Consider the following 20,237-nt stretch of genomic DNA (forward strand, 5'->3'; position numbering starts at 1 on the left):
TGATGTAGCCCCCTGAAACACCAGACAGTAGCTGTATCTCCAGATAAGAGATAGGCTTGAATATATGTCTAACACTAACGCCAATTTTGAGATGACCGGGATCCTGTTAGGGCAAGAAGTCCGTAAACGTAAAACTCCTCAGGAGAAGATCGCCATTATCCAGCAGACGATGGAGCCGGGCATGAATGTCTCCCATGTCGCCCGCCTGCATGGCATCCAGCCCAGCCTGCTGTTTAAGTGGAAGAAGCAATATCAGGAAGGCAGCCTCACCGCCGTTGCGGCCGGAGAAGAAGTTGTTCCAGCTTCTGAGCTTACTGCTGCTCTGAAGCAGGTCCGGGAGCTTCAGCGCCTGCTGGGCAAGAAGACGATGGAAGTTGAGATCCTGAAAGAAGCCGTGGAGTACGCTCAGTCGCGAAAATGGATAGCGCACGCGCCCTTGTTGCCAAAGGACGGGGAATAGCCCTGGTCAGCCGCACCATGGGCGTGTCGCGTGCGCAGCTGTCACTGCGAATTAACCGTTCTGCCGACTGGCAGGACAGGCGCTGTAACCGGCGTGATGACGAAGCAGACGCTGAAATACTGTCAGAGATCCTCGATATCATCAGCGATATGCCCAGTTACGGCTATCGCCGTGTGTGGGGCATCCTGCGTACGCAACGCCGTACAGAGGGACTGCCCCCCGTGAACGCCAAACGGCTTTACCGGCTTATGAGTGAGCATAATCTGCTGTTACTGCATGACAAACCAGAGCGGTCGAAGCGTGAACATAAGGGCAAAATCGCGGTGGCAGAAAGCGATATGCGCTGGTGTTCAGATGGCTTCGAGTTCGGCTGCGACAACGGTGAGAAGCTGCGGGTCACGTTCGCGCTGGACTGCTGCGACAGAGAAGCCATAGACTGGGCAGCGAGCACAGGAGGCTACGACAGTTCGACGGTGCAGGATGTGATGCTGAGGTCGGTGGAAAAGCGCTTCGGCGACGGGCTGCCGACCACACCGGTTCAATGGCTGACGGATAACGGTTCAGCATATACCGCGCATGAAACGCGGAGGTTCGCCAGAGAGCTGAATCTGGAGCCGTGTACAACAGCGGTGAGCAGCCCGCAGAGCAATGGCATGGCCGAACGATTCGTGAAGACGATGAAGGAAGACTATATCGCGTTCATGCCAAAACCAGATGTGAGAACAGCCCTGCGAAACCTTGCAGCAGCGTTCACACATTACAATGAAAACCACCCGCACAGCGCGCTGGGATATCACTCCCCGAGGGAATATCGGCGGCAGCGGACATCGTTAACTTAAGATACAAAAGCTGTCCGGAGATGGCGGGTCAAGATCATCTGTATGTTTACAGCAACCTTCATGATGGTTTTGCATCATCGTCTCCTGATGTTATTTAGATATATCTAATTTATATCTAAAGTTTATCGACTTGCAAGTCTATAAAATAATTTTTGTTTAATTTGATGATTATTAATGGTTTTTATGGATTGCTGATAGCTGTTTAATCTCAAGCTGACTATATCAAAAAAGTGCTTGCAATCTTTTTGATTAGCAATCATTATCATTTAAAAATAAATTTAGATATATCGTATTATCTTCACGAAGGCGAAAAAATGACAAAAAAACACCTCACGCTACCCACAGCACGTGCGTAACGAACTACGTTTTCGCGAATTAACCGTGCTGCGCGTTGAGCGTATCGGCCAGGCGTTCCAGCGGATCGTGCTGGGGGGCGAGGCGCTGGATGGCTTTGTTTCACAAGGTTTTGACGACCACACCAAACTGTTTTTCCCGCAGGCGGGCAGCGTATTTACGCCGCCGGAAGTGACCGACGAAGGCATTAACTGGGGCGAGGGCGTGCGCCCGGCGACCCGCGACTACACGCCGCTGTACGATGCCGAACGCCACGAGCTGGCTTACGATTTTTATATCCACGATGGCGGTATTGCCAGCCGCTGGGCGCTGGAAGCCAACATCGGCGATAAGCTGGTGATCGGCGGGCCGCGCGGCTCGCTGGTGGTGCCGGAAGATTACGCCTGGCAGCTTTATGTCTGTGACGAGTCGGGCATGCCGGCGCTGCGCCGTCGCCTGCTGGGATTACGTCAGCTGCCGGTGACGCCGCAGGTGACGGCCATCGTCACCGTCGCGGATGCTTCGTATAAAGATTATCTGGCGGATCTCGACGGCTTTAATATCGAATGGGTGGTAGGCCACAACCCGGCGTTCGTCGCCGAGCGGCTGGCTCAGGTCAAGGTGCCGTCAGAAGATTATTTTATCTGGCTGACCGGAGAAGGCGGCGTGGTGAAATCGCTGCTGGCGCGCTTTGAGGAGCCGAGTATCGATCAGCAACTGGTGCGTTCGCAGGCGTACTGGCATAGCAAATAATCGGCAGTGTGGTAAACCCGGATGGCGGCGCGTTGCGCCTTCTCCGGGCTACCTTTCAATGGTGTTATGTCGCCCCGGTAAGCGCAGCGCCACCGAGTGAGGCTTAGCGTTCCGCCAGCGCCTTAAACACCATCGCCACCGCGTGGGCGCCGGGGTCCATATTGCCGAGCAGGCTCTCGCTATTGAGATAGGAGGCGCGTCCGGCGCCGGCTTTGCTCGACTGGCAGGTGCGATCCGCGCCGGCCTGCGCCGCGGCGAAAGCGGCCTGCAGATTATCCGGTTCGGCCAGCAGCGCCGCCAGCGCCGGCTGTAGAGCGTCAATCATCGTCCGGTCGCCCTCATCGGCGCCGCCGTAAAATTTCATCTGCCCCAGACCGGCGTTCAGCGCTTCCGCCATGCTGGCGCCTTGCTCCAGCTTCTGCCCGGCGGCGGTGAAGAAAATCGACATCAATACGCCGCTGGAGCCGCCCATCACCACCGTCAGGCGTTCGCCAATTAGCGCGAACAGCGTGGGTAAATCATTGAGCGGCAGTTGCTGGCGTTGCAATAGAGCGGCAATCTCACGCGCGCCAGCGGCGAAAGTGGAGCCGGTATCGCCGTCGCCCACTTTGGCGTCAAGCGCGTTGAGATGGGTTTCGAGGCCGGAGAGGGTGCTGGTCACCTGCGCCACGTAATCGCCCACCTGCGGGTTGGCCGATGGCGTAAAGGCGACGCGTGCGCTGGCGAGCGCGGACGGCATGATATTAACAGCCCGCGGCTGCACCGGCTTCTGCCAACTGGCGGTTTCGACATCCGACAGCAGCGCCTTTTCAATGCTCTCTTCCAGCACGATAGTGGTCAGCGAGAAGCCTTTCATATCCAGCGCCGTTACCAGCGAAGCCGGGCCAATCAACCAGTCAACGCGCGCATGGAGTGGGGTGTTGGCCAGCTCGCGGGTCAGGATCGCCATCTCGGCCACCGACACGCCGCCGAGATTATTGAGCATCACCGCCAGGCGGCCGGTTTCAGGTAGGGCGGCGGTCAGCTTCTCTACCATAATCTGCATGATTTCCGCGCTGTTATGGGTCGCGATCGTCGAGGCTCCCGGTTCGCCGTGGATGCCCATCCCCAGCTCGGCGTGGCCGGGCTGATGGCGCGGCGCGCTTTCCGCTTCCTGCGGCAGGTGACAGCTGGCCAGCGCCACCCCGATGCTGGCGGTATGGTTGGCGGCGTATTGCGCTTCACGCAGGACGGTGGCGAGGTTGAAGCCGCGCTCGGCGAAATAGCCCGCCACCTTATGCACAAGAATAGTCCCGGCGATACCGCGCGGCTGTTTGTTATCCGGCAGCGAAATATCGTCGCCGACGATCAGCATCTCTACGTTATAGCCAAGACGGCGCGCTTTCTCCGCCGCGAGGCCGAAGTTAAGCCGATCGCCGGTGTAGTTTTTAACGATCAGCAGACAGCCAGCCTCGCCGGTCACCGCCTGAATCGCGGTGAGTACCGCATCGACGCTCGGCGAGGCGAACAGATCGCCGCAGACCGCGGCGGTCAGCATGCCTTTACCAATAAAGCCGACGTGCGCCGGTTCGTGTCCTGAACCGCCGCCGGAAATCACCGCCACGTTGTTTTTATTCAGATCGCGGCGTACCACTACACGGATCGCCGGGTCGCTCTCCAGGCGGGCGAGGTTGTTCCACGGGCTGGCAATAATGGTTCCCTCGATCACGTCGTTAACGAGGCTGGCGCGCTGGTTAAAAAAGAATTGAGACATAGTGGTTCCTGATCAGTAAGCGAAAACTCACCCTCCGGAGGCGGGCCCCCGGAGTGGTAACGGTCAAAGTGGATTTAGCGACGAATAAGACGTTGCAGACGCATATCGAGCGTGATGGCTTCGCCAGGCTGAATATCATTCAGCGCTTCGCCCTGCTGGCATAGCCAGGCGATCCCCGCCGCGCGGGCGATAATCGCGCCGTGGGCCTGTTCGCTGCCGTCGCGCAGGCACAGGCCGGTGACCTTGCTGGCATCCAGTTGGAGTACAGTCGAGGGATAAATATTGTCGGCGATAATAATCGTCGGCTCACTGGCGAATGGCAGCGTCTCCTTAATACCCTGCAGATGGCGCAGCGTGCGCTGCAGAATATCGTCGACATCGATATAACGGGCCTGCAGATAGGCGTCATCCAGCTGACGATACTGCTGGCTGAGCTCCATCAGCACTTGATGCCACGCCCATTCCGCCGAGCACTGTTCGGTGAGCAGGCGATCGTTGGCGGCATCAAACAGATCTTCATCGTCGAGCAAGGTGTGATGACCGGCGAAGATCGCCGCGATATCGGCGTTAAATTTGTGTTCCGCCAGCTCGGTGAGCGCATTGAGATCGGCCAGCGTCTGGTCGATCGCCTGGCGCAGGCGCTGCTGCTCGCGGGCGATGTCGGCGGCGGCGGGGAGCGCCGGTTGGATCGGCGCCTGCGGATAAAGCATCGCGGCGCCTTCAACACGCGCAGGTATGGCGGGTTCCGCTGTCGGCTGCGCCTCCGGCGACTCGCCGAAGTTATCGGCGGCCAGCGCCTGAAACGCCGCCAGCGCCGCATCGGCGTCCGGACCGCGGGCCAGCAGGCGCAGCTTATCGTGGCGGCGCACCTGTAGCAGAGCGATTTGATTCAGACTGTCCGGGGTGACGCATTTGCCGTTTTTCTCCAGCACCAGGTCGGCGTTAAAACCCGCCAGCGCGGCGACCAGCTTTGATGCCGGACGCACGTGCAGGCCGTTGTGATTGTTAATAATGACTGAAACCGATTTAGCATCGCCGTCGTCAGCAAGCGTTGGGGCGGCGGCGTCAGGCGTGTGCGAAGGTAAACCCAGCTGAACCCGCTTGGCTTCCAGGGCGTTCATGGCATCGGCGATAACTTTGTCGATCCCGGCGCCGGAGGCGGCGCTGACGGTGGCCGCCAGCGTCCCTTCGACCAGCGGCGCGGCGCACAGCCGCACCTTTGCCGCCATCGCCGGATCGAGCAGATCGAGGGCGGTTTCGGCGCTGAGCAGGGCGCTGCCGATATCCATCATCACCAGAACATGGTCGGTATCGGCGACGGATTCGATCGCCTCCATGACTTTAATCGGATCGGTGCCGATCGGGCTGTCGGGATCGTCGATCCCGGCGGCGATCGCCAGCTTACAGCCATCGTTCATTAACATCTGCCGGGCCAGTTCTCCGACACCTTCGCCCAGCCGGGCGCTATGAGAAACAATAACTAGGTTTACCATCGCGATTTCCTTACTCTTTGGCGGCGGCAGCCAGCATCTGAACCATAAACAGCACCGAGGTCGCGCCGGGATCCTGATGCCCGATGCTGCGCTCGCCGAGATAGCTGGCGCGGCCTTTACGCGCCTGCATGGTGATGGTGGCGTGGGCGGCGCGCTCGGCCACTTCGCAGGCGGCATCCAGCGCGGCAGGGATAGACAGATGTTGCTCGTTGGAATGACGCAGGGATTCCACCACCGGCAGCCAGACGTCGCACATCGTCTTATCGCCCGGCTCCGCTTTACCACGGTTGACGACGCCGTCCGCGCCTTCGCGGATCATCTGATAAAGCTCGTCGAGGGTCAGGCTCTGATGCGCCTGGGTGACCTGGGCGGCGCGGATAAAGAAGGTGCCGAACAGCGGGCCGCTGGCGCCGCCGACGTTGGAAAGCAGCGTCATCCCGGTATTCTTGAGAATAAAACCGATGTCTTTATCGGCGATCGACGGCAGCTTTTCGACCACTTTGCTGAAGCCGCGATGCATATTGAGGCCGTGGTCGGCGTCGCCGATCTCTTTATCAAGGCCGGTGAGAAAATCGCTCTGTTTGGTGAAAATGTCGCCACAGCGGTACAGCCAGTCGACGATTTGCGTTCTGTTCAGTGACATGTCGTGCTCCTTATTTTCCCCAGTTCAGCGCTGGGGTATGGACCGGGGCGTCCCATAACGCCAGCGTGTCATCATCCGCTTTCAGCAGGGTGATGGAGAAACCCGCCATATCCAGCGAGGTGCAGTAGCTGCCGATGAGGTTGCGTTCAATCACAATGCCGGACGCTTCGCAGCGCTGGGCAAGGCGGTTGTAAACGCCGTACAGTTCGGAAAGCGGGGTGGCGCCGAGGTTATTGACCAGCGCGATAACCCGATCGCTGTTTTGCAGCGCGGTTTTGCTCTGTTTCACTTCCTGCCACGCTCCCTTGACGTTATCCCACTGGCGCAGCGTGCGGCTGTATGCGCCGTTTTCCAGCAGGGTATCGAACATCTCATCGACGGTTTGGTCGAGCGAGCTGAAGCGGCGGCGGTCGATACCCGGCTCGCCATGGATGCCGACGCCGAACTCCATCTCATCATCTTTCAGGGTAAAGGAGGGCTGTCCGGCGGCCGGTACGGTGCAGGCGCCCAGCGCGATGCCAATCGAGTGACCAAGGTTATTTAAACGGCGGCCCAGTTCAGCGCAGGCTTCCAGCGAGTCGCCGCGTTCGGCGGCGGCGCCGACCAGTTTTTCAATCAGCACGGTATTGGCGACGCCGCGGCGTCCGGCGGTATAGAGGCTGTCTTTTACCGCCACGTCGTCATCCACCACGACGGTGGTAACCTTAACGCCACTTTCGTGCAGCAGCTCGGTGGCGGTCTCAAAATTCAGGATGTCGCCGGTATAGTTTTTGATAATCAGCAGGACGCCTTCGCCGCCGTCAATCTGCATCGCGCATTCGAACATTTTGTCCGGCGTCGGCGAGGTGAAAATTTCCCCCGGACAGGCGCCGGAGAGCATGCCCTGGCCGATGTAGCCGCAGTGCATCGGTTCGTGTCCGCTGCCGCCGCCGGAGAGCAGCGCCACTTTGCCGGCGACCGGTGCATCAGCGCGGGTGACATAGACCGGGTCCTGGTGCAGCGTCAGTTCAGGATGCGCCTTCGCCAGGCCGATAAGCTGTTCACTCAGTACATCTTCCACACGGTTAATCAGTTTTTTCATTGTTTATGCTCCGTAGGGTAGGGGGAGGTCGCCTGTCTATAAGGGTAGCCCGGCGATGTAGTGATTCTGGCTGAGCGGGCGCAAAATAAAATGCCGTCAAAATTGATTCCATAACGGAACGTAGAAAAGAATTTTTGTTCCTTTATGGAACATTAATTGCCGATAAACAGGAGAAATGCGAGCCAGCGCTAATAATTTGTCCGTTTTTTTCTGCTATCAGAAATGGGGCAAGGATGATTTTTTTCGCCATTGTGCCGCATTGAGGCAATTTTCTGCGTTAAAGAGGGGAGACGATAGCGGCTTTTTTGCCAAAATGATCCGATCGCGATCGCAATCCCATCGCTTTCTCAGTCACATTGTTTCAATGTGAAACGCATTATTTTTTTATCTGTTTCAGAACAGAACAAAAAAGGGAAAAATTTTTTTTCGCCGCGGCTCGCCCTACAGTGGATGCATCGCTCCGGCAGCGTGGCTGTAAGCGCCATTGATATCAGGCGCCGCGGCATGACGGCCTGGGCTCACGTGTCAACATACGCACTTATTTGAGGGTGAAAGGAATGCTAAAAGTTATTCAATCTCCAGCCAAATATCTCCAGGGACCTGATGCCGCCATGCTGTTTGGCGAATACGCTAAAAACCTGGCCGACAGCTTTTTTGTTATCGCCGATGACTTCGTGATGAAGTTGGCGGGCGACAAAGTATTGAACGGCCTGCACAGCCACGACATTAGCTGCCATGCGGAACGGTTTAACGGCGAGTGCAGCCATGCGGAAATCAACCGCCTGATCGCCATTTTGAAACAGCACGGTTGCCGCGGCGTGGTTGGGATTGGTGGCGGGAAAACGCTGGATACCGCCAAAGCGATTGGCTACTACCAGAAGTTGCCGGTGGTGGTGATCCCGACTATCGCGTCTACCGATGCGCCAACCAGCGCGCTGTCCGTTATCTATACCGAAGCCGGTGAGTTTGAAGAGTATCTGATCTACCCGAAAAACCCGGATATGGTAGTGATGGACACTGCAATCATTGCCAAAGCGCCGGTACGTCTGCTGGTGGCCGGGATGGGCGATGCGCTCTCGACCTGGTTTGAAGCGAAAGCCTGTTATGACGCCAGAGCGACCAGCATGGCGGGCGGACAGTCCACCGTGGCGGCGCTGAGCCTGGCGCGCTTGTGCTATGATACCCTGCTGGCGGAAGGCGAGAAGGCACGCTTTGCCGCGCAGGCCGGCGTGGTGACCGATGCGCTGGAACGTATTGTCGAAGCTAACACTTACCTCAGCGGCATCGGCTTTGAAAGCAGCGGTCTGGCAGGGGCGCATGCGATCCACAACGGCTTTACGATTCTGGAAGAGTGCCACCATTTGTACCACGGTGAAAAAGTCGCCTTTGGTACGCTGGCGCAGCTGGTGTTGCAAAACAGCCCGATGGAAGAGATCGAAACCGTGCTGAATTTCTGTCAGAAAGTAGGCCTGCCGGTAACGTTAGCGGAAATGGGCGTGAAAGAAGACGTTGACGGCAAGATCATGGCCGTAGCAAAAGCGACCTGTGCAGAAGGTGAAACCATCCACAATATGCCGTTCCCGGTAACGCCTGAAAGCGTACATGCCGCTATTTTGACGGCAGACCTGCTGGGACAGCAGTGGCTGGCGCGTTAATCAGTCGTCGGTAGGTTTTTATCCGGCATCTTCTCCCCCTCTGACAGTCTCTGCCGGAGGGGTTGTCTATGGTTAAACAGCGGAAAGGGATATGACGGCGCACACGCATAGCATCGGGAAGGAAGTCTCTTCAGTCATTGCCCAGTCATGGCATCGTTGCAGCAAGTTTATGCAGCGGGAAACCTGGCAGGCGCCGCATCAGGCGCAAGGGCTGACCTTTGAGTCGATTTGTCGTCGCAAGACGGCGTTGCTGACGATTGCTCAGGCTGCGCTGGAAGATGCCTGGGAGTTTATGGACGGCCGCCCGTGCGCGCTGCTGATTCTGGATGAGTCAGCCTGTATTCTCAGCCGTTGCGGTGATCCACAGACGGTGGAACAGCTGGCGGAGCTTGGGTTTCGCGACGGCAGCTACTGTGCGGAAAACATCATTGGCAGTTGTGCGCTGTCGCTGGCGACGATGCCGGGCCAGCCGACAAAAACTTCTGGTAAACAGCATTTTAAACAGGCGCTGCATCCGTGGTCGTTCTGCTCGACGCCGGTCTTCGATAACCATGGTCGACTGTTCGGCTCCATCTCGCTGTGTTGTCTGGTGGAGCATGAGTGCGTTTCTGATTTATCCCTGACGCTGGCGATTGCCAGAGAAGTCGGCAACTCTTTGCTGACCGACAGCCTGCTGGCTGAATCCAACCGCCATCTGAACCAGATGTACGGGCTGCTGGAGAGTATGGATGATGGTGTGATGGCCTGGAACGAACAGGGCGTATTGCAGTTCCTCAATGCGCGTGCGGCGCTGCTTTTGCATCTCGATGCGCAGGCCAGTCAGGGAAAAAACATTCACGATCTGCTCAATCTCCCCATGCTGCTGCGCCGGGCGATCAAACATGCCCGCGGCCTGAATCACGTCGAAGTTACCTTTGAAAGCCAGCATCAGTTTGTTGATGCCGTCATCACCCTGAAACCGATTGTTGAGGAGCAGGGCAACAGCTTTATCCTGCTACTGCATCCGGTGGAGCAAATGCGCCAGCTGATGACCAGCCAGCTCGGCAAGGTGAGCCACACCTTTGAGCAGATGTCGACTGACGATCCGGAAACCCGCCGCTTGATCCATTTTGGTCGCCAGGCAGCGAGGGGGAGTTTCCCGATCCTGCTGTGCGGAGAAGAGGGCGTTGGTAAGGAGCTGCTGAGCCAGGCCATTCACAACGAAAGCGAGCGCGCCAGCGGGCCGTATATCGCCGTGAACTGTCAGCTGTATGCCAACAGCGTGCTGGGGCAGGATTTTATGGGCAGTGCGCCCACCGACGATGAAAACGGTCGGCTGAGCCGCCTTGAACTGGCGAACGGCGGCACGCTGTTTCTGGAAAAAATTGAATATCTGGCGCCGGAGCTGCAATCCGCGCTGTTACAGGTGATCAAGCAGGGGGTACTAACCCGCCTGGATGCCCGTCGGTTGATTCCGGTGGATGTCAAAGTGATCGCCACCACCACGGTTGATCTCGCCAACCTGGTGGAGCAAAACCGCTTTAGCCGTCAGCTGTATTACGCGCTGCACTCTTTTGAGATAGTGATCCCCCCGCTGCGGTCGCGGCGTAACAGTATTCCCTCGCTGATTTATACGCGGCTGAATAGCCTGAAAAAACGCTTTTCATCCAGTTTGAAGATCGACGACGACGCGCTGGCTCAGCTGGTGGCCTATTCGTGGCCGGGCAATGACTTTGAGCTGAACAGCATTATCGAAAACATCGCCATCAGCAGTGATAACGGCCATATTCGGCTGAGCAATCTACCGGATTATCTGTTTGCCGAACGTCCTGGTCTGGAGACGGCGTCTTCACTGCTGCCAGCCAGTCTGACCTTTACCGCTATCGAAAAAGAGGCGATTATCCATGCTGCTCGCGTCACCAGCGGACGCGTACAGGAGATGTCGCAACTGCTGAACATTGGTCGCACTACCTTGTGGCGCAAGATGAAGCAATACGACATTGATGCCAGCCAGTTTAAGCGCAAGCATCTGGACTAGTTTCTTCAATTCTCGCCATCGAGAACAGCGCGTCCGACAGTCGGTTGATGTAACGCCTGGGTTCATCGCGTAACGTCAGCGTTCTGCTCATTGCGATAAGGATCCGCTCCAGTCGGCGCGTCAGAGTTCGCGCAACGTGTAGCTGTGCCGATGGCAGATTTTTCCCCGGAATAACAAACTCTTTGAGCGGGCCGCTTTGCGCCATATTGCGGTCAATAAGCTGCTCCAGCGCCTGAATATCCTCATCGCCAATACGCTGTTGTAAGCGCGCGAGTCCTTTCTCATCGCTGGCGAGTTCCGCACCCAGTACAAACAGCATCTTCTGTATGGCGTGCAGATCCTGGCGTAGCCCGGTCTGGTGCGTGCTGGCATAGCAGACGCCAAGCTGGGAAATCAGTTCATCCACCGTGCCATAGGCCTCAACGCGGATGTCGTCTTTGTCGATACGGCTGCCGCCAAACAGCGCGGTCGTGCCTTTATCGCCGGTTCGGGTGTAGATGCGGTACATTTATTTTATCTCGCTGAAGGGAAGTACTTTAACCAGTTGACCGGCATTGGCGCCAAGCGTTCGGATCTGCGCAATTCCGGCGCGGATATGCCCACGGATCAGCGCCCGATCTTCGGGCAACTGGGCGTGGGTTAACGCAATATCACCCGTGGCGTTAAGACCCAGACCGACACGTAGCGTTGAGCTTTTGGCCGCAAGTTTGCTCAATGCCAGCGCGCAGTCATGCTCGTCGCAACAGATTGACCGGCAAGGGACGCCTTGCTCTTCCAGTCCCCAGCACAGCTCATCAAGCACGCGAGTATCCTGCCAGCGTGAGTGATAAAAGAGATTTACGCCCGGTGATGAAAGTGACATTGTGCCCCCTGCGTTATCAGAATGCCTGACGGAAGATCTCGGCAATTTCTTTCTCGTTCCCTTTACGCGGGTTGGAGAAGGCATTGCCGTCTTTCAGCGCCATTTCCGCCATATACGGGAAATCGGCTTCTTTGACGCCCAGTTCGCGCAGATGCTGCGGGATACCGATGTCGGCAGAGAGGCGAGCGATGGCGTGAATCGCCAGTTCGGCGGCATCCATGGTGGAGAGTCCGTCAGTGTTTTCGCCCATAAATTCTGCGATATCGGCAAATTTCTCCGGGTTAGCGATCAGGTTATAGCGCGCCACGTGCGGGAGCAGTACGGCATTCGCCACGCCGTGTGGCATGTCGTACAGACCGCCAAGCTGATGCGCCATTGCGTGAACGTAGCCGAGGTTGGCGTTGTTGAAGGCCATGCCCGCCAGCAGAGAGGCGTAGGCCATGTTCTCGCGAGCTTTCAGGTTGCTGCCCAGCGCTACGGCCTGACGCAAGTTGCGTGCGATCAGGCGAATAGCCTGAATAGCGGCGGCGTCGGTGACCGGGTTGGCATCTTTGGAAATATAGGCTTCTACGGCGTGGGTCAGGGCGTCCATACCAGTCGCGGCGGTCAGCGGAGCGGGTTTGCCGAGCATCAGCAGCGGATCGTTAATTGAGACCGACGGCAGGTTACGCCAGCTGACAATCACAAACTTCACTTTGGTTTTGGTATTGGTCAGCACGCAGTGGCGGGTGACTTCGCTGGCGGTACCGGCAGTGGTATTCACCGCAACGATAGGCGGCAGCGGGTTGGTCAGGGTTTCAATCCCGGCATAGCTGTAGAGATCGCCTTCGTGAGTCGCTGCTATACCGATGCCTTTACCGCAGTCATGCGGGCTACCGCCGCCAACGGTAACGATGATATCGCAATGCTCTTTGCGAAAGACCTCCAGACCATCGCGCACGTTGGTGTCTTTGGGATTTGGCTCAACGCCGTCAAAAACCACCACGTCAATGCCCGCTTCACGTAAATGGGCGAGGGTTTTATCTACCGCACCGTCTTTAATAGCCCGCAGACCTTTATCAGTAACCAGCAGCGCTTTTTTACCGCCTAACAGTTTGCAGCGTTCGCCGACAACGGAAATAGCATTGGGGCCAAAGAAGTTCACATTTGGCACCAGGTAATCAAACATACGATAGCTCATAATATACCTTCTTAGATTTAAATTATAATTCAGAGAAACAATTCAGTGCGGTTTCTGCTAATAATATGTCTTGTTCGACAGTGCCGCCGCTAACGCCAACGGCACCAATTAATTTACCGTTTAATATGACAGGTAAGCCGCCGCCGAAAATAACAATGCGCTGTTGGTTAGTAAGCTGCAAACCATATAGCGAAGCGCCAGGTTGTACCGCGTCGGTAATTTCATGGGTACCCTGACGCAGGCAGCAGGCGGTATACGCTTTATTAAGAGAGATATCACAGCTGGTGACAAACGCATCGTCCATGCGTTGCATTAGCAGCGTATTCCCGCCGTGATCCACCACGGAAAAGACCACCGGAACATTGATCTCAAGCGCTTTAGCCTCAACGGCCTGCGCCATTTTTTTTGCAGCCGCCAGCGTAATGGTGGCAATTTGTTGGCTCTTATTCACAGTCTCTCCTGAAAATGTTGTAGGGCTGAGGTCACGAAACATGTCGCGCAACAGCTATTTTTATCATTGGCTTTACCTTATTTTCTCGCGGCGCATTATTAAGTCAATAGGGTGGGTTTTTCATAAAGATTGAATTCATTTCCCTGATTTTGCGTTTATTGATAATGATCATTTAACCTCGTCACAATTCACGATGGATATTCCTGAATTGCGTTTCAATATGGAACAATACGTTTTTATTAGGTGCCAAATTGGAACGAAATTAATTTTATTTTTTTATTGCTTGGCTCATTTAGAGTTCGGCCATTGCTGATGAAAGGCGAATACCGGGTGTGGTGTCCCCGGCAATATGGCCCGGCGTCCCTATTTTTTACCTTTTGAGTCAATAAATCATGAGAAGATCAAAACGATTCGAAGTGCTTGCGAAGCGGCCTGTAAATCAGGATGGGCTGATTGGCGAATGGCCTGAAGAGGGGCTGATCGCCATGGAAAGCCCCTACGATCCGGCGTCGTCGGTGAAGGTGGAAAATGGTCGTATTGTTGAGCTGGACGGTAAGAGCCGCGCCGAGTTCGACATGATCGACCGTTTCATTGCCGACTATGCGATTAACGTGGCCGAAGCTGAGCGCGCAATGCAGCTCGATGCGCTGGAGATCGCCAGAATGCTGGTGGATATCCATGTCAGTCGGGAAGAAATTATTGCCATTACCACCGCCATCACCCCGGCGAAAGCGGTGGAAGTGATGGCGCAAATGAACGTGGTGGAGATGATGATGGCGCTACAAAAAATGCGCGCCAGACGCACTCCCTCCAACCAGTGCCACGTGACTAACCTGAAAGATAACCCGGTACAGATTGCCGCCGACGCTGCTGAAGCGGGGATCCGCGGCTTTTCCGAGCAGGAAACGACGGTCGGGATCGCCCGCTACGCGCCGTTTAACGCCCTGGCACTGCTGGTGGGTTCCCAGTGCGGTCGCCCCGGTGTGCTGACGCAATGTTCCGTTGAAGAGGCCACGGAGCTGGAGTTGGGCATGCGAGGGCTAACCAGTTATGCCGAAACGGTGTCGGTGTATGGCACAGAATCGGTGTTTACCGACGGTGATGACACGCCGTGGTCCAAAGCGTTTCTCGCCTCGGCTTATGCGTCGCGTGGCCTGAAAATGCGCTACACCTCCGGCACCGGCTCGGAGGCGCTGATGGGCTATTCCGAAAGTAAATCGATGCTTTATCTGGAGTCGCGCTGCATTTTTATCACCAAAGGCGCGGGCGTACAGGGGCTGCAAAACGGTGCGGTCAGCTGTATCGGCATGACCGGCGCTGTGCCGTCAGGGATCCGCGCGGTGCTGGCGGAAAACCTGATTGCCTCAATGCTCGACCTTGAAGTGGCCTCCGCCAATGACCAGACCTTTTCCCACTCCGATATTCGCCGTACTGCCCGCACCCTGATGCAGATGCTGCCGGGTACCGACTTTATTTTCTCCGGTTACAGCGCGGTACCCAACTACGACAACATGTTTGCCGGATCGAACTTCGACGCTGAAGATTTCGATGATTACAACATTCTGCAACGCGATCTGATGGTTGACGGCGGTCTGCGTCCGGTCACGGAAGAGGAAACCATCGCCATTCGCAATAAGGCCGCACGCGCCATTCAGGCAGTGTTCCGCGAACTGGGCCTGCCGCTGATTAGCGATGAAGAAGTCGAAGCTGCTACTTATGCTCACGGCAGCAAAGATATGCCCGCGCGCAATGTGGTGGAAGATCTGGCCGCCGTGGAAGAGATGATGAAGCGCAATATCACCGGGCTGGATATCGTCGGCGCACTAAGCCGTAGCGGTTTCGAAGATATCGCCAGTAACATCCTCAATATGCTGAGACAGCGTGTTACCGGTGATTACCTGCAAACGTCGGCTATTCTGGATCGCCAGTTCGACGTCGTCAGCGCCGTCAACGACATCAATGATTATCAGGGACCTGGTACCGGCTATCGCATCAGTGCCGAACGCTGGGCGGAAATTAAAAATATCGCGGGCGTGGTTCAGCCTGGCTCAATTGAATAAGGCGGTACACCGTGGAATGCACAACTGAACGTAAGCCGGTTTTCACCTTGCAGGTAAGCGAAGGCGAGGCGGCTACAGCGGACGAACGCGTAGATGAGGTGGTGATTGGCGTCGGCCCGGCCTTTGATAAGTATCAGCATAAAACCTTGATTGATATGCCGCACAACGCGATTTTGAAAGAGCTGGTTGCTGGCATCGAAGAAGAGGGACTGCATGCGCGAGTAGTGAGGATCCTGCGCACCTCGGATGTTTCTTTTATGGCATGGGATGCGGCAAATCTCAGCGGCTCAGGCATTGGGATTGGTATCCAGTCGAAAGGAACCACGGTGATTCATCAGCGCGATCTGCTGCCGCTAAGTAACCTGGAACTGTTTTCTCAGGCTCCGCTGCTGACGCTGGAAACCTATCGTCAGATTGGTAAAAACGCCGCGCGATATGCACGCAAAGAGTCGCCTTCGCCGGTGCCAGTGGTCAATGACCAGATGGTGCGCCCTAAATTTATGGCCAAGGCTGCGCTGTTCCACATTAAAGAAACCAAACACGTGGTGCAGGATGCCGCGCCTGTCACGCTGCATATTGCCTTAGTAAGGGAATGACGATGAACGAAAACATCATGACCGCGCAGGATTATCCGTTAGCGACTCGCTGCCCGGAGAAAATCCTCACGCCCACCGGAAAGCCGTTAACTGATATTACTCTTGAGAATGTACTGGCAGGGCGTGTGGGGCCACAGGATGTGCGTATTTCTCAGCAAACGCTGGAGTATCAGGCGCAGATCGCCGAGCAGATGCAGCGTCACGCCGTGGCGCGTAATTTCCGCCGTGCGGCGGAACTGATTGCCATCCCGGATGCTCGTATTCTGGAAATCTACAATGCGCTGCGCCCATTTCGTTCTTCATTTACGGAGTTACAGGCCATTGCCGATGAACTGGAGCACACCTGGCATGCCACGGTGAATGCCGGGTTTGTCCGCGAGTCGGCAGACGTGTACCAGCAGAGAAACAAGCTGCGTAAAGGCAGTCAGTGACGGAGGCGGTATGCCGTTAATTGCAGGGATTGATATCGGCAACGCCACCACGGAAGTGGCGCTGGCGCAGGATGGCCGGTTTGTTGCCAGCGGGATCGTCGCGACCACGGGCATGAAAGGCACGCGGGATAACATTGCCGGGGTAGTGGCCTCCCTGCAGCAGGCGCTGGAAAAAACGTCGTCGTCGCTTCAGGATGTGACGAAAATCTGCATCAACGAGGCCGCGCCGGTCATTGGTGATGTGGCGATGGAGACGATCACCGAAACCATCATCACTGAATCGACAATGATTGGTCATAACCCGCAAACGCCCGGCGGCGTTGGCGTGGGCATGGGAACCACCATCGCCGTGGAGAAGTTGGCGGCGTTGAGCGAGGATCGATTTGCCCAGGGCTGGATACCGTTGGTGGGTGAGGATATGGATTTCCTTGAGGCGGTTTGGTTTATCAATGAAGCGCTGGATCGCGGCGTCAACGTGGTGGCGGCCATCCTGAAAAAAGATGATGGCGTGCTGGTGAATAATCGCCTGCATCGGCCAATACCGGTGGTTGATGAAGTCACTCTACTGGAGAAGGTGCCGGAAGGCGTGCTGGCGGCGGTGGAAGTGGCGGCCCCGGGACAGGTGGTGCGGGTGCTGTCGAATCCTTACGGTATCGCAACCTTCTTTGCCCTGACCCCTGAGGAAACACAAACTATTGTCCCCATCGCCAGAGCGCTGATTGGCAACCGTTCCGCTGTGGTGCTGAAAACCCCGCAGGGAGATGTGCGATCGAGAGTGATCCCGGCGGGTAAGATCTTTATCCGTGGTGAAAAGCGCGGCGGTGAAGCCGACGTAGCGCAGGGCGCTCAGGCCATTATGCAGGCGATGAGCGCCTGTGCGCCCGTGTGCGATATTCGTGGGGAAGCTGGTACGCACGCAGGCGGCATGCTGGAGCGGGTGCGTAAGGTGATGGCCTCGCTGACCGGCCATGACATGAACACGGTGCATATTCAGGATCTGTTGGCGGTCGATACATTTATTCCGCGCAAGGTGCAGGGCGGCATCGCCGGAGAGTGTTCAATGGAGAACGCCGTGGGCATTGCGGCGATGGTGAAAGCCGATCGTTTACAGATGCAGGCCATTGCCAGTGAGCTGAGCGCCCGGTTAAACACTCTGGTTGAGGTGGGCGGCGTAGAGGCCAACATGGCTGTGGCGGGGGCGTTAACTACGCCCGGATGCGCCGCACCGCTGGCGATCCTCGACTTAGGCGCAGGATCTACCGATGCCGCCGTCATCAATAGCGACGGTGTAGTGAAAGCAGTTCATCTGGCCGGCGCGGGGAATATGGTCAGCCTGTTGATTCAAACTGAGCTGGGCTTAAGCGATGCATTTTTGGCGGAGGAAATAAAGAAATACCCGCTGGCAAAAGTGGAGAGCCTGTTCAGCATTCGCCATGAGAACGGCGCGGTGGAGTTTTTCCGCGAACCGCTCAGTCCGTCAGTATTCGCCAAAGTGGTGTACTTGAAAGAGGGTGAGCTGATTCCGGTAGATAACCAGACTTCGCTGGAAAAAATCCGTCTGGTGCGCCGACAGGCTAAAGAGAAGGTTTTTGTAACCAACTGCCTGCGCGCGTTACGTCAGGTGTCACCCGGTGGCTCTATTCGCGATATGACTTTTGTGGTGCTGGTGGGCGGCTCATCGCTGGACTTTGAGATCCCGCAGCTTATCACGGAAGCCTTGTCGCACTATGGCGTAGTCGCCGGGCAGGGCAATATTCGGGGAACAGAAGGGCCGCGCAATGCGGTCGCCACCGGGCTGCTACTGGCCGGTCAGGCGAATTAAACGGGCGCTCGCGCCAGCCTCTCTCTTTAACGTGCTATTTCAGGATGCCGATAATGAACCAGACTTCTACCTTAACCGGGCAGTGCGTGGCCGAGTTTCTTGGCACCGGATTGCTCATTTTCTTCGGCGCGGGCTGCGTCGCTGCGCTGCGGGTCGCCGGGGCCAGCTTTGGTCAGTGGGAGATCAGTATTATCTGGGGCCTTGGCGTCGCCATGGCCATCTACCTGACGGCCGGTGTCTCCGGCGCGCACCTTAATCCGGCGGTGACCATTGCCCTGTGGCTGTTCGCCTGTTTTGAACGCCGCAAGGTGCTGCCGTTTATTGTTGCCCAGACGGCCGGGGCCTTCTGCGCCGCCGCGCTGGTGTATGGGCTCTATCGCCAGCTGTTTCTCGATCTTGAACAGAGTCAGCATATCGTGCGCGGCACTGCCGCCAGCCTTAACCTGGCCGGGGTCTTTTCCACGTACCCGCATCCACATATCACTTTTATACAAGCGTTTGCCGTTGAGACCACCATCACGGCAATCCTGATGGCGATGATCATGGCCCTGACCGACGACGGCAACGGAATTCCGCGCGGGCCGCTGGCGCCGTTGCTGATTGGCTTGCTGATCGCCGTGATCGGCGCGTCGATGGGGCCGCTAACCGGCTTTGCGCTGAATCCGGCGCGCGACTTCGGCCCAAAACTGTTTACCAGTCTGGCCGGGTGGGGCTCGATCGCCTTTACCGGTGGGCTGGCGATCCCTTACTTTCTGGTGCCGCTGCTGGCGCCGGTGGTGGGGGCGATTATCGGGGCGTTTTTGTATCGCAAGCTTATCGGCCGCCTTCTGCCGTGCGAATGCGGTATCGATGAGTAAAGCGGGACCCGCCGCAGCGCGGCGGGTTTCCCCGGCCTGATGCCGGGGGGGTTATTTTTTGATGACCGCGCTGAGATCGCCAAGTTTAGCGGCGGGGTTCTTGTGGCACTCCTGCAGCATTTTCGGTACCGAAACGGTCTCGACTTCATGCCAGTCAACATAGTCGCCGCCGCTAAAGTCGGTGTTGCGATTCACTACCCAGAAGGCCACCGGGGTCATGCTTTTTGGGTTCATATCCATAAATTCCTGACAGGTCATATTCTGCGGCGTGGTTTCCTCAACCGCGAACGCCGGGCTGGTCATCAGACAGAATGTGGTAGCCGCCACGGTCAATACGAGTGCTTTAGGGAAGGTGCGAACAAGTCCCTGATATGAGATCATGTTTGTCATCTGGAGCCATGGAACAGGGTTCATCATGAGTCATCAACTCACCTTCGCCGACAGTGAATTCAGCAGTAAGCGCCGTCAGACCAGAAAAGAGATTTTCTTGTCCCGCATGGAGCAGATTCTGCCATGGCAAAACATGGTGGAAGTCATCGAGCCGTTTTACCCCAAGGCTGGTAATGGCCGGCGACCTTATCCGCTGGAAACCATGCTACGCATTCACTGCATGCAGCATTGGTACAACCTGAGCGATGGCGCGATGGAAGATGCTCTGTACGAAATCGCCTCCATGCGTCTGTTTGCCCGGTTATCCCTGGATAGCGCCTTGCCTGACCGCACCACCATCATGAATTTCCGCCACCTGCTGGAGCAGCATCAACTGGCCCGCCAATTGTTCAAGACCATCAATCGCTGGCTGGCCGAAGCAGGCGTCATGATGACTCAAGGCACCTTGGTCGATGCCACCATCATTGAGGCACCCAGCTCGACCAAGAACAAAGAGCAGCAACGCGATCCGGAGATGCATCAGACCAAGAAAGGCAATCAGTGGCACTTTGGCATGAAGGC

General features: G+C 56.7%; 18 protein-coding genes and 1 pseudogene. 10 read left to right on the forward strand and 9 right to left on the reverse strand.

What is annotated here, in order from left to right:
• Nucleotides 1–91: 91 nt before the first annotated feature.
• Nucleotides 92–1,299, forward strand: a protein-coding gene (locus tag OGW13_RS06670; RefSeq protein WP_109455549.1) for an IS3 family transposase whose coding sequence is annotated in 2 segments (ribosomal slippage) — nt 92–413 and nt 413–1,299 — 1,209 coding nt in all. Because the reading frame shifts where the segments join, the coding sequence is not laid out codon by codon here.
• A 348-nt stretch (nt 1,300–1,647) separates the two neighbouring features.
• Complete coding sequence (locus OGW13_RS06675) at nt 1,648–2,385, forward strand: siderophore-interacting protein (RefSeq protein WP_061548500.1); 738 nt, start codon at nt 1,648–1,650, stop codon at nt 2,383–2,385.
• A gap of 103 nt (nt 2,386–2,488) precedes the next feature.
• On the opposite strand, the gene OGW13_RS06680 is transcribed toward OGW13_RS06675, so the two are convergent.
• The 4 genes from OGW13_RS06680 to dhaK form a co-directional block, all read right to left on the reverse strand.
• Nucleotides 2,489–4,138 (reverse strand): glycerone kinase, encoded by a 1,650-nt coding sequence (locus tag OGW13_RS06680; protein WP_007372177.1) that lies wholly within the window; start codon nt 4,136–4,138, stop codon nt 2,489–2,491.
• A 74-nt stretch (nt 4,139–4,212) separates the two neighbouring features.
• A complete protein-coding gene (gene dhaM, locus OGW13_RS06685) occupies nt 4,213–5,631 on the reverse strand; it encodes a dihydroxyacetone kinase phosphoryl donor subunit DhaM (protein ID WP_023336797.1) in 1,419 nt (472 codons plus the stop codon).
• A 10-nt stretch (nt 5,632–5,641) separates the two neighbouring features.
• Nucleotides 5,642–6,274 (reverse strand): dihydroxyacetone kinase subunit DhaL, encoded by a 633-nt coding sequence (dhaL, locus tag OGW13_RS06690; RefSeq protein WP_061548502.1) that lies wholly within the window; start codon nt 6,272–6,274, stop codon nt 5,642–5,644.
• Nucleotides 6,275–6,284: 10 nt separating this feature from the next.
• Complete coding sequence (gene dhaK, locus OGW13_RS06695) at nt 6,285–7,355, reverse strand: dihydroxyacetone kinase subunit DhaK (RefSeq protein WP_061548503.1); 1,071 nt, start codon at nt 7,353–7,355, stop codon at nt 6,285–6,287.
• Between the two features lie 557 nt (nt 7,356–7,912).
• Between dhaK and OGW13_RS06700 the strand changes: the two genes are divergently transcribed.
• Together OGW13_RS06700 and dhaR are read left to right on the forward strand one after the other, a co-directional pair.
• Nucleotides 7,913–9,010: a glycerol dehydrogenase gene (locus OGW13_RS06700; RefSeq protein ID WP_061548504.1), complete on the forward strand. Its 1,098-nt coding sequence runs from the start codon at nt 7,913–7,915 to the stop codon at nt 9,008–9,010.
• A 91-nt stretch (nt 9,011–9,101) separates the two neighbouring features.
• On the forward strand, nt 9,102–11,027 hold the full coding sequence (gene dhaR / locus OGW13_RS06705; RefSeq protein WP_103856863.1) for a dihydroxyacetone kinase operon transcriptional regulator DhaR: 1,926 nt from the start codon (nt 9,102–9,104) through the stop codon (nt 11,025–11,027).
• Here the strand turns inward: dhaR and OGW13_RS06710 are convergent.
• Genes OGW13_RS06710 through OGW13_RS06725 form a run of 4 tightly spaced genes read right to left on the reverse strand, consistent with a single transcriptional unit; the run spans nt 11,005 to nt 13,520 of the window.
• Complete coding sequence (locus tag OGW13_RS06710) at nt 11,005–11,535, reverse strand: cob(I)yrinic acid a,c-diamide adenosyltransferase (RefSeq protein ID WP_061548427.1); 531 nt, start codon at nt 11,533–11,535, stop codon at nt 11,005–11,007. The genes dhaR and OGW13_RS06710 overlap by 23 nt on opposite strands.
• A complete protein-coding gene (locus OGW13_RS06715) occupies nt 11,536–11,889 on the reverse strand; it encodes a glycerol dehydratase reactivase beta/small subunit family protein (RefSeq protein WP_048218661.1) in 354 nt (117 codons plus the stop codon).
• A gap of 16 nt (nt 11,890–11,905) precedes the next feature.
• A complete protein-coding gene (gene dhaT / locus OGW13_RS06720; RefSeq protein WP_057067395.1) occupies nt 11,906–13,069 on the reverse strand; it encodes a 1,3-propanediol dehydrogenase in 1,164 nt (387 codons plus the stop codon).
• Between the two features lie 22 nt (nt 13,070–13,091).
• The gene (locus OGW13_RS06725) at nt 13,092–13,520 is read right to left on the reverse strand and encodes a GlcG/HbpS family heme-binding protein (protein WP_020996341.1); all 429 of its coding nucleotides are present in this window, start codon (nt 13,518–13,520) and stop codon (nt 13,092–13,094) included.
• Nucleotides 13,521–13,912: 392 nt separating this feature from the next.
• On the opposite strand from OGW13_RS06725, the gene OGW13_RS06730 reads away from it, so the two are divergent.
• The 5 genes from OGW13_RS06730 to OGW13_RS06750 are packed head-to-tail and all read left to right on the forward strand — an operon-like array spanning nt 13,913 to nt 19,286.
• Nucleotides 13,913–15,580 carry a propanediol/glycerol family dehydratase large subunit gene (locus tag OGW13_RS06730; protein ID WP_121567109.1) on the forward strand — a complete coding sequence of 556 codons (1,668 nt, stop codon included), beginning with the start codon at nt 13,913–13,915 and terminating at the stop codon, nt 15,578–15,580.
• An 11-nt stretch (nt 15,581–15,591) separates the two neighbouring features.
• Nucleotides 15,592–16,176: a propanediol/glycerol family dehydratase medium subunit gene (locus OGW13_RS06735; protein ID WP_071445934.1), complete on the forward strand. Its 585-nt coding sequence runs from the start codon at nt 15,592–15,594 to the stop codon at nt 16,174–16,176.
• 2 nt (nt 16,177–16,178) lie between these two features.
• Nucleotides 16,179–16,607, forward strand: a complete 429-nt coding sequence (locus tag OGW13_RS06740) for a diol dehydratase small subunit (protein ID WP_071697585.1) — start codon at nt 16,179–16,181, stop codon at nt 16,605–16,607.
• Nucleotides 16,608–16,617: 10 nt separating this feature from the next.
• Entirely contained in the window at nt 16,618–18,429 is a 1,812-nt protein-coding gene (locus OGW13_RS06745; protein ID WP_121567108.1) for a diol dehydratase reactivase subunit alpha, read from the forward strand.
• A gap of 53 nt (nt 18,430–18,482) precedes the next feature.
• Entirely contained in the window at nt 18,483–19,286 is an 804-nt protein-coding gene (locus tag OGW13_RS06750; protein ID WP_032669189.1) for an MIP/aquaporin family protein, read from the forward strand.
• 51 nt (nt 19,287–19,337) lie between these two features.
• Here OGW13_RS06750 and hdeB read toward each other — a convergent pair whose 3' ends face one another.
• Entirely contained in the window at nt 19,338–19,589 is a 252-nt protein-coding gene (hdeB, locus tag OGW13_RS06755; protein WP_007372196.1) for an acid-activated periplasmic chaperone HdeB, read from the reverse strand.
• Between the two features lie 112 nt (nt 19,590–19,701).
• On the opposite strand from hdeB, the pseudogene OGW13_RS06760 reads away from it, so the two are divergent.
• A pseudogene (locus OGW13_RS06760) lies at nt 19,702–20,237 on the forward strand (IS5-like element IS5B family transposase); the annotation flags it as partial.

The organism is Citrobacter sp. Ca225 (assembly GCF_030337175.1).
GTDB lineage: Bacteria > Pseudomonadota > Gammaproteobacteria > Enterobacterales > Enterobacteriaceae > Citrobacter_A > Citrobacter_A amalonaticus.

What these genes read in the sequence shown, in the direction of transcription:
- OGW13_RS06680 (WP_007372177.1), bottom strand. Translation starts at nt 4,138, where the DNA reads ATGTCTCAATTCTTTTTTAACCAGCGCGCCAGCCTCGTTAACGACGTG.
- dhaM (WP_023336797.1), bottom strand. Translation starts at nt 5,631, where the DNA reads ATGGTAAACCTAGTTATTGTTTCTCATAGCGCCCGGCTGGGCGAAGGT.
- dhaL (WP_061548502.1), bottom strand. Translation starts at nt 6,274, where the DNA reads ATGTCACTGAACAGAACGCAAATCGTCGACTGGCTGTACCGCTGTGGC.
- dhaK (WP_061548503.1), bottom strand. Translation starts at nt 7,355, where the DNA reads ATGAAAAAACTGATTAACCGTGTGGAAGATGTACTGAGTGAACAGCTT.
- OGW13_RS06700 (WP_061548504.1), top strand. Translation starts at nt 7,913, where the DNA reads ATGCTAAAAGTTATTCAATCTCCAGCCAAATATCTCCAGGGACCTGAT.
- dhaR (WP_103856863.1), top strand. Translation starts at nt 9,102, where the DNA reads ATGACGGCGCACACGCATAGCATCGGGAAGGAAGTCTCTTCAGTCATT.
- OGW13_RS06710 (WP_061548427.1), bottom strand. Translation starts at nt 11,535, where the DNA reads ATGTACCGCATCTACACCCGAACCGGCGATAAAGGCACGACCGCGCTG.
- OGW13_RS06715 (WP_048218661.1), bottom strand. Translation starts at nt 11,889, where the DNA reads ATGTCACTTTCATCACCGGGCGTAAATCTCTTTTATCACTCACGCTGG.
- dhaT (WP_057067395.1), bottom strand. Translation starts at nt 13,069, where the DNA reads ATGAGCTATCGTATGTTTGATTACCTGGTGCCAAATGTGAACTTCTTT.
- OGW13_RS06730 (WP_121567109.1), top strand. Translation starts at nt 13,913, where the DNA reads ATGAGAAGATCAAAACGATTCGAAGTGCTTGCGAAGCGGCCTGTAAAT.
- OGW13_RS06740 (WP_071697585.1), top strand. Translation starts at nt 16,179, where the DNA reads ATGAACGAAAACATCATGACCGCGCAGGATTATCCGTTAGCGACTCGC.
- OGW13_RS06745 (WP_121567108.1), top strand. Translation starts at nt 16,618, where the DNA reads ATGCCGTTAATTGCAGGGATTGATATCGGCAACGCCACCACGGAAGTG.
- OGW13_RS06750 (WP_032669189.1), top strand. Translation starts at nt 18,483, where the DNA reads ATGAACCAGACTTCTACCTTAACCGGGCAGTGCGTGGCCGAGTTTCTT.
- hdeB (WP_007372196.1), bottom strand. Translation starts at nt 19,589, where the DNA reads ATGACCAGCCCGGCGTTCGCGGTTGAGGAAACCACGCCGCAGAATATG.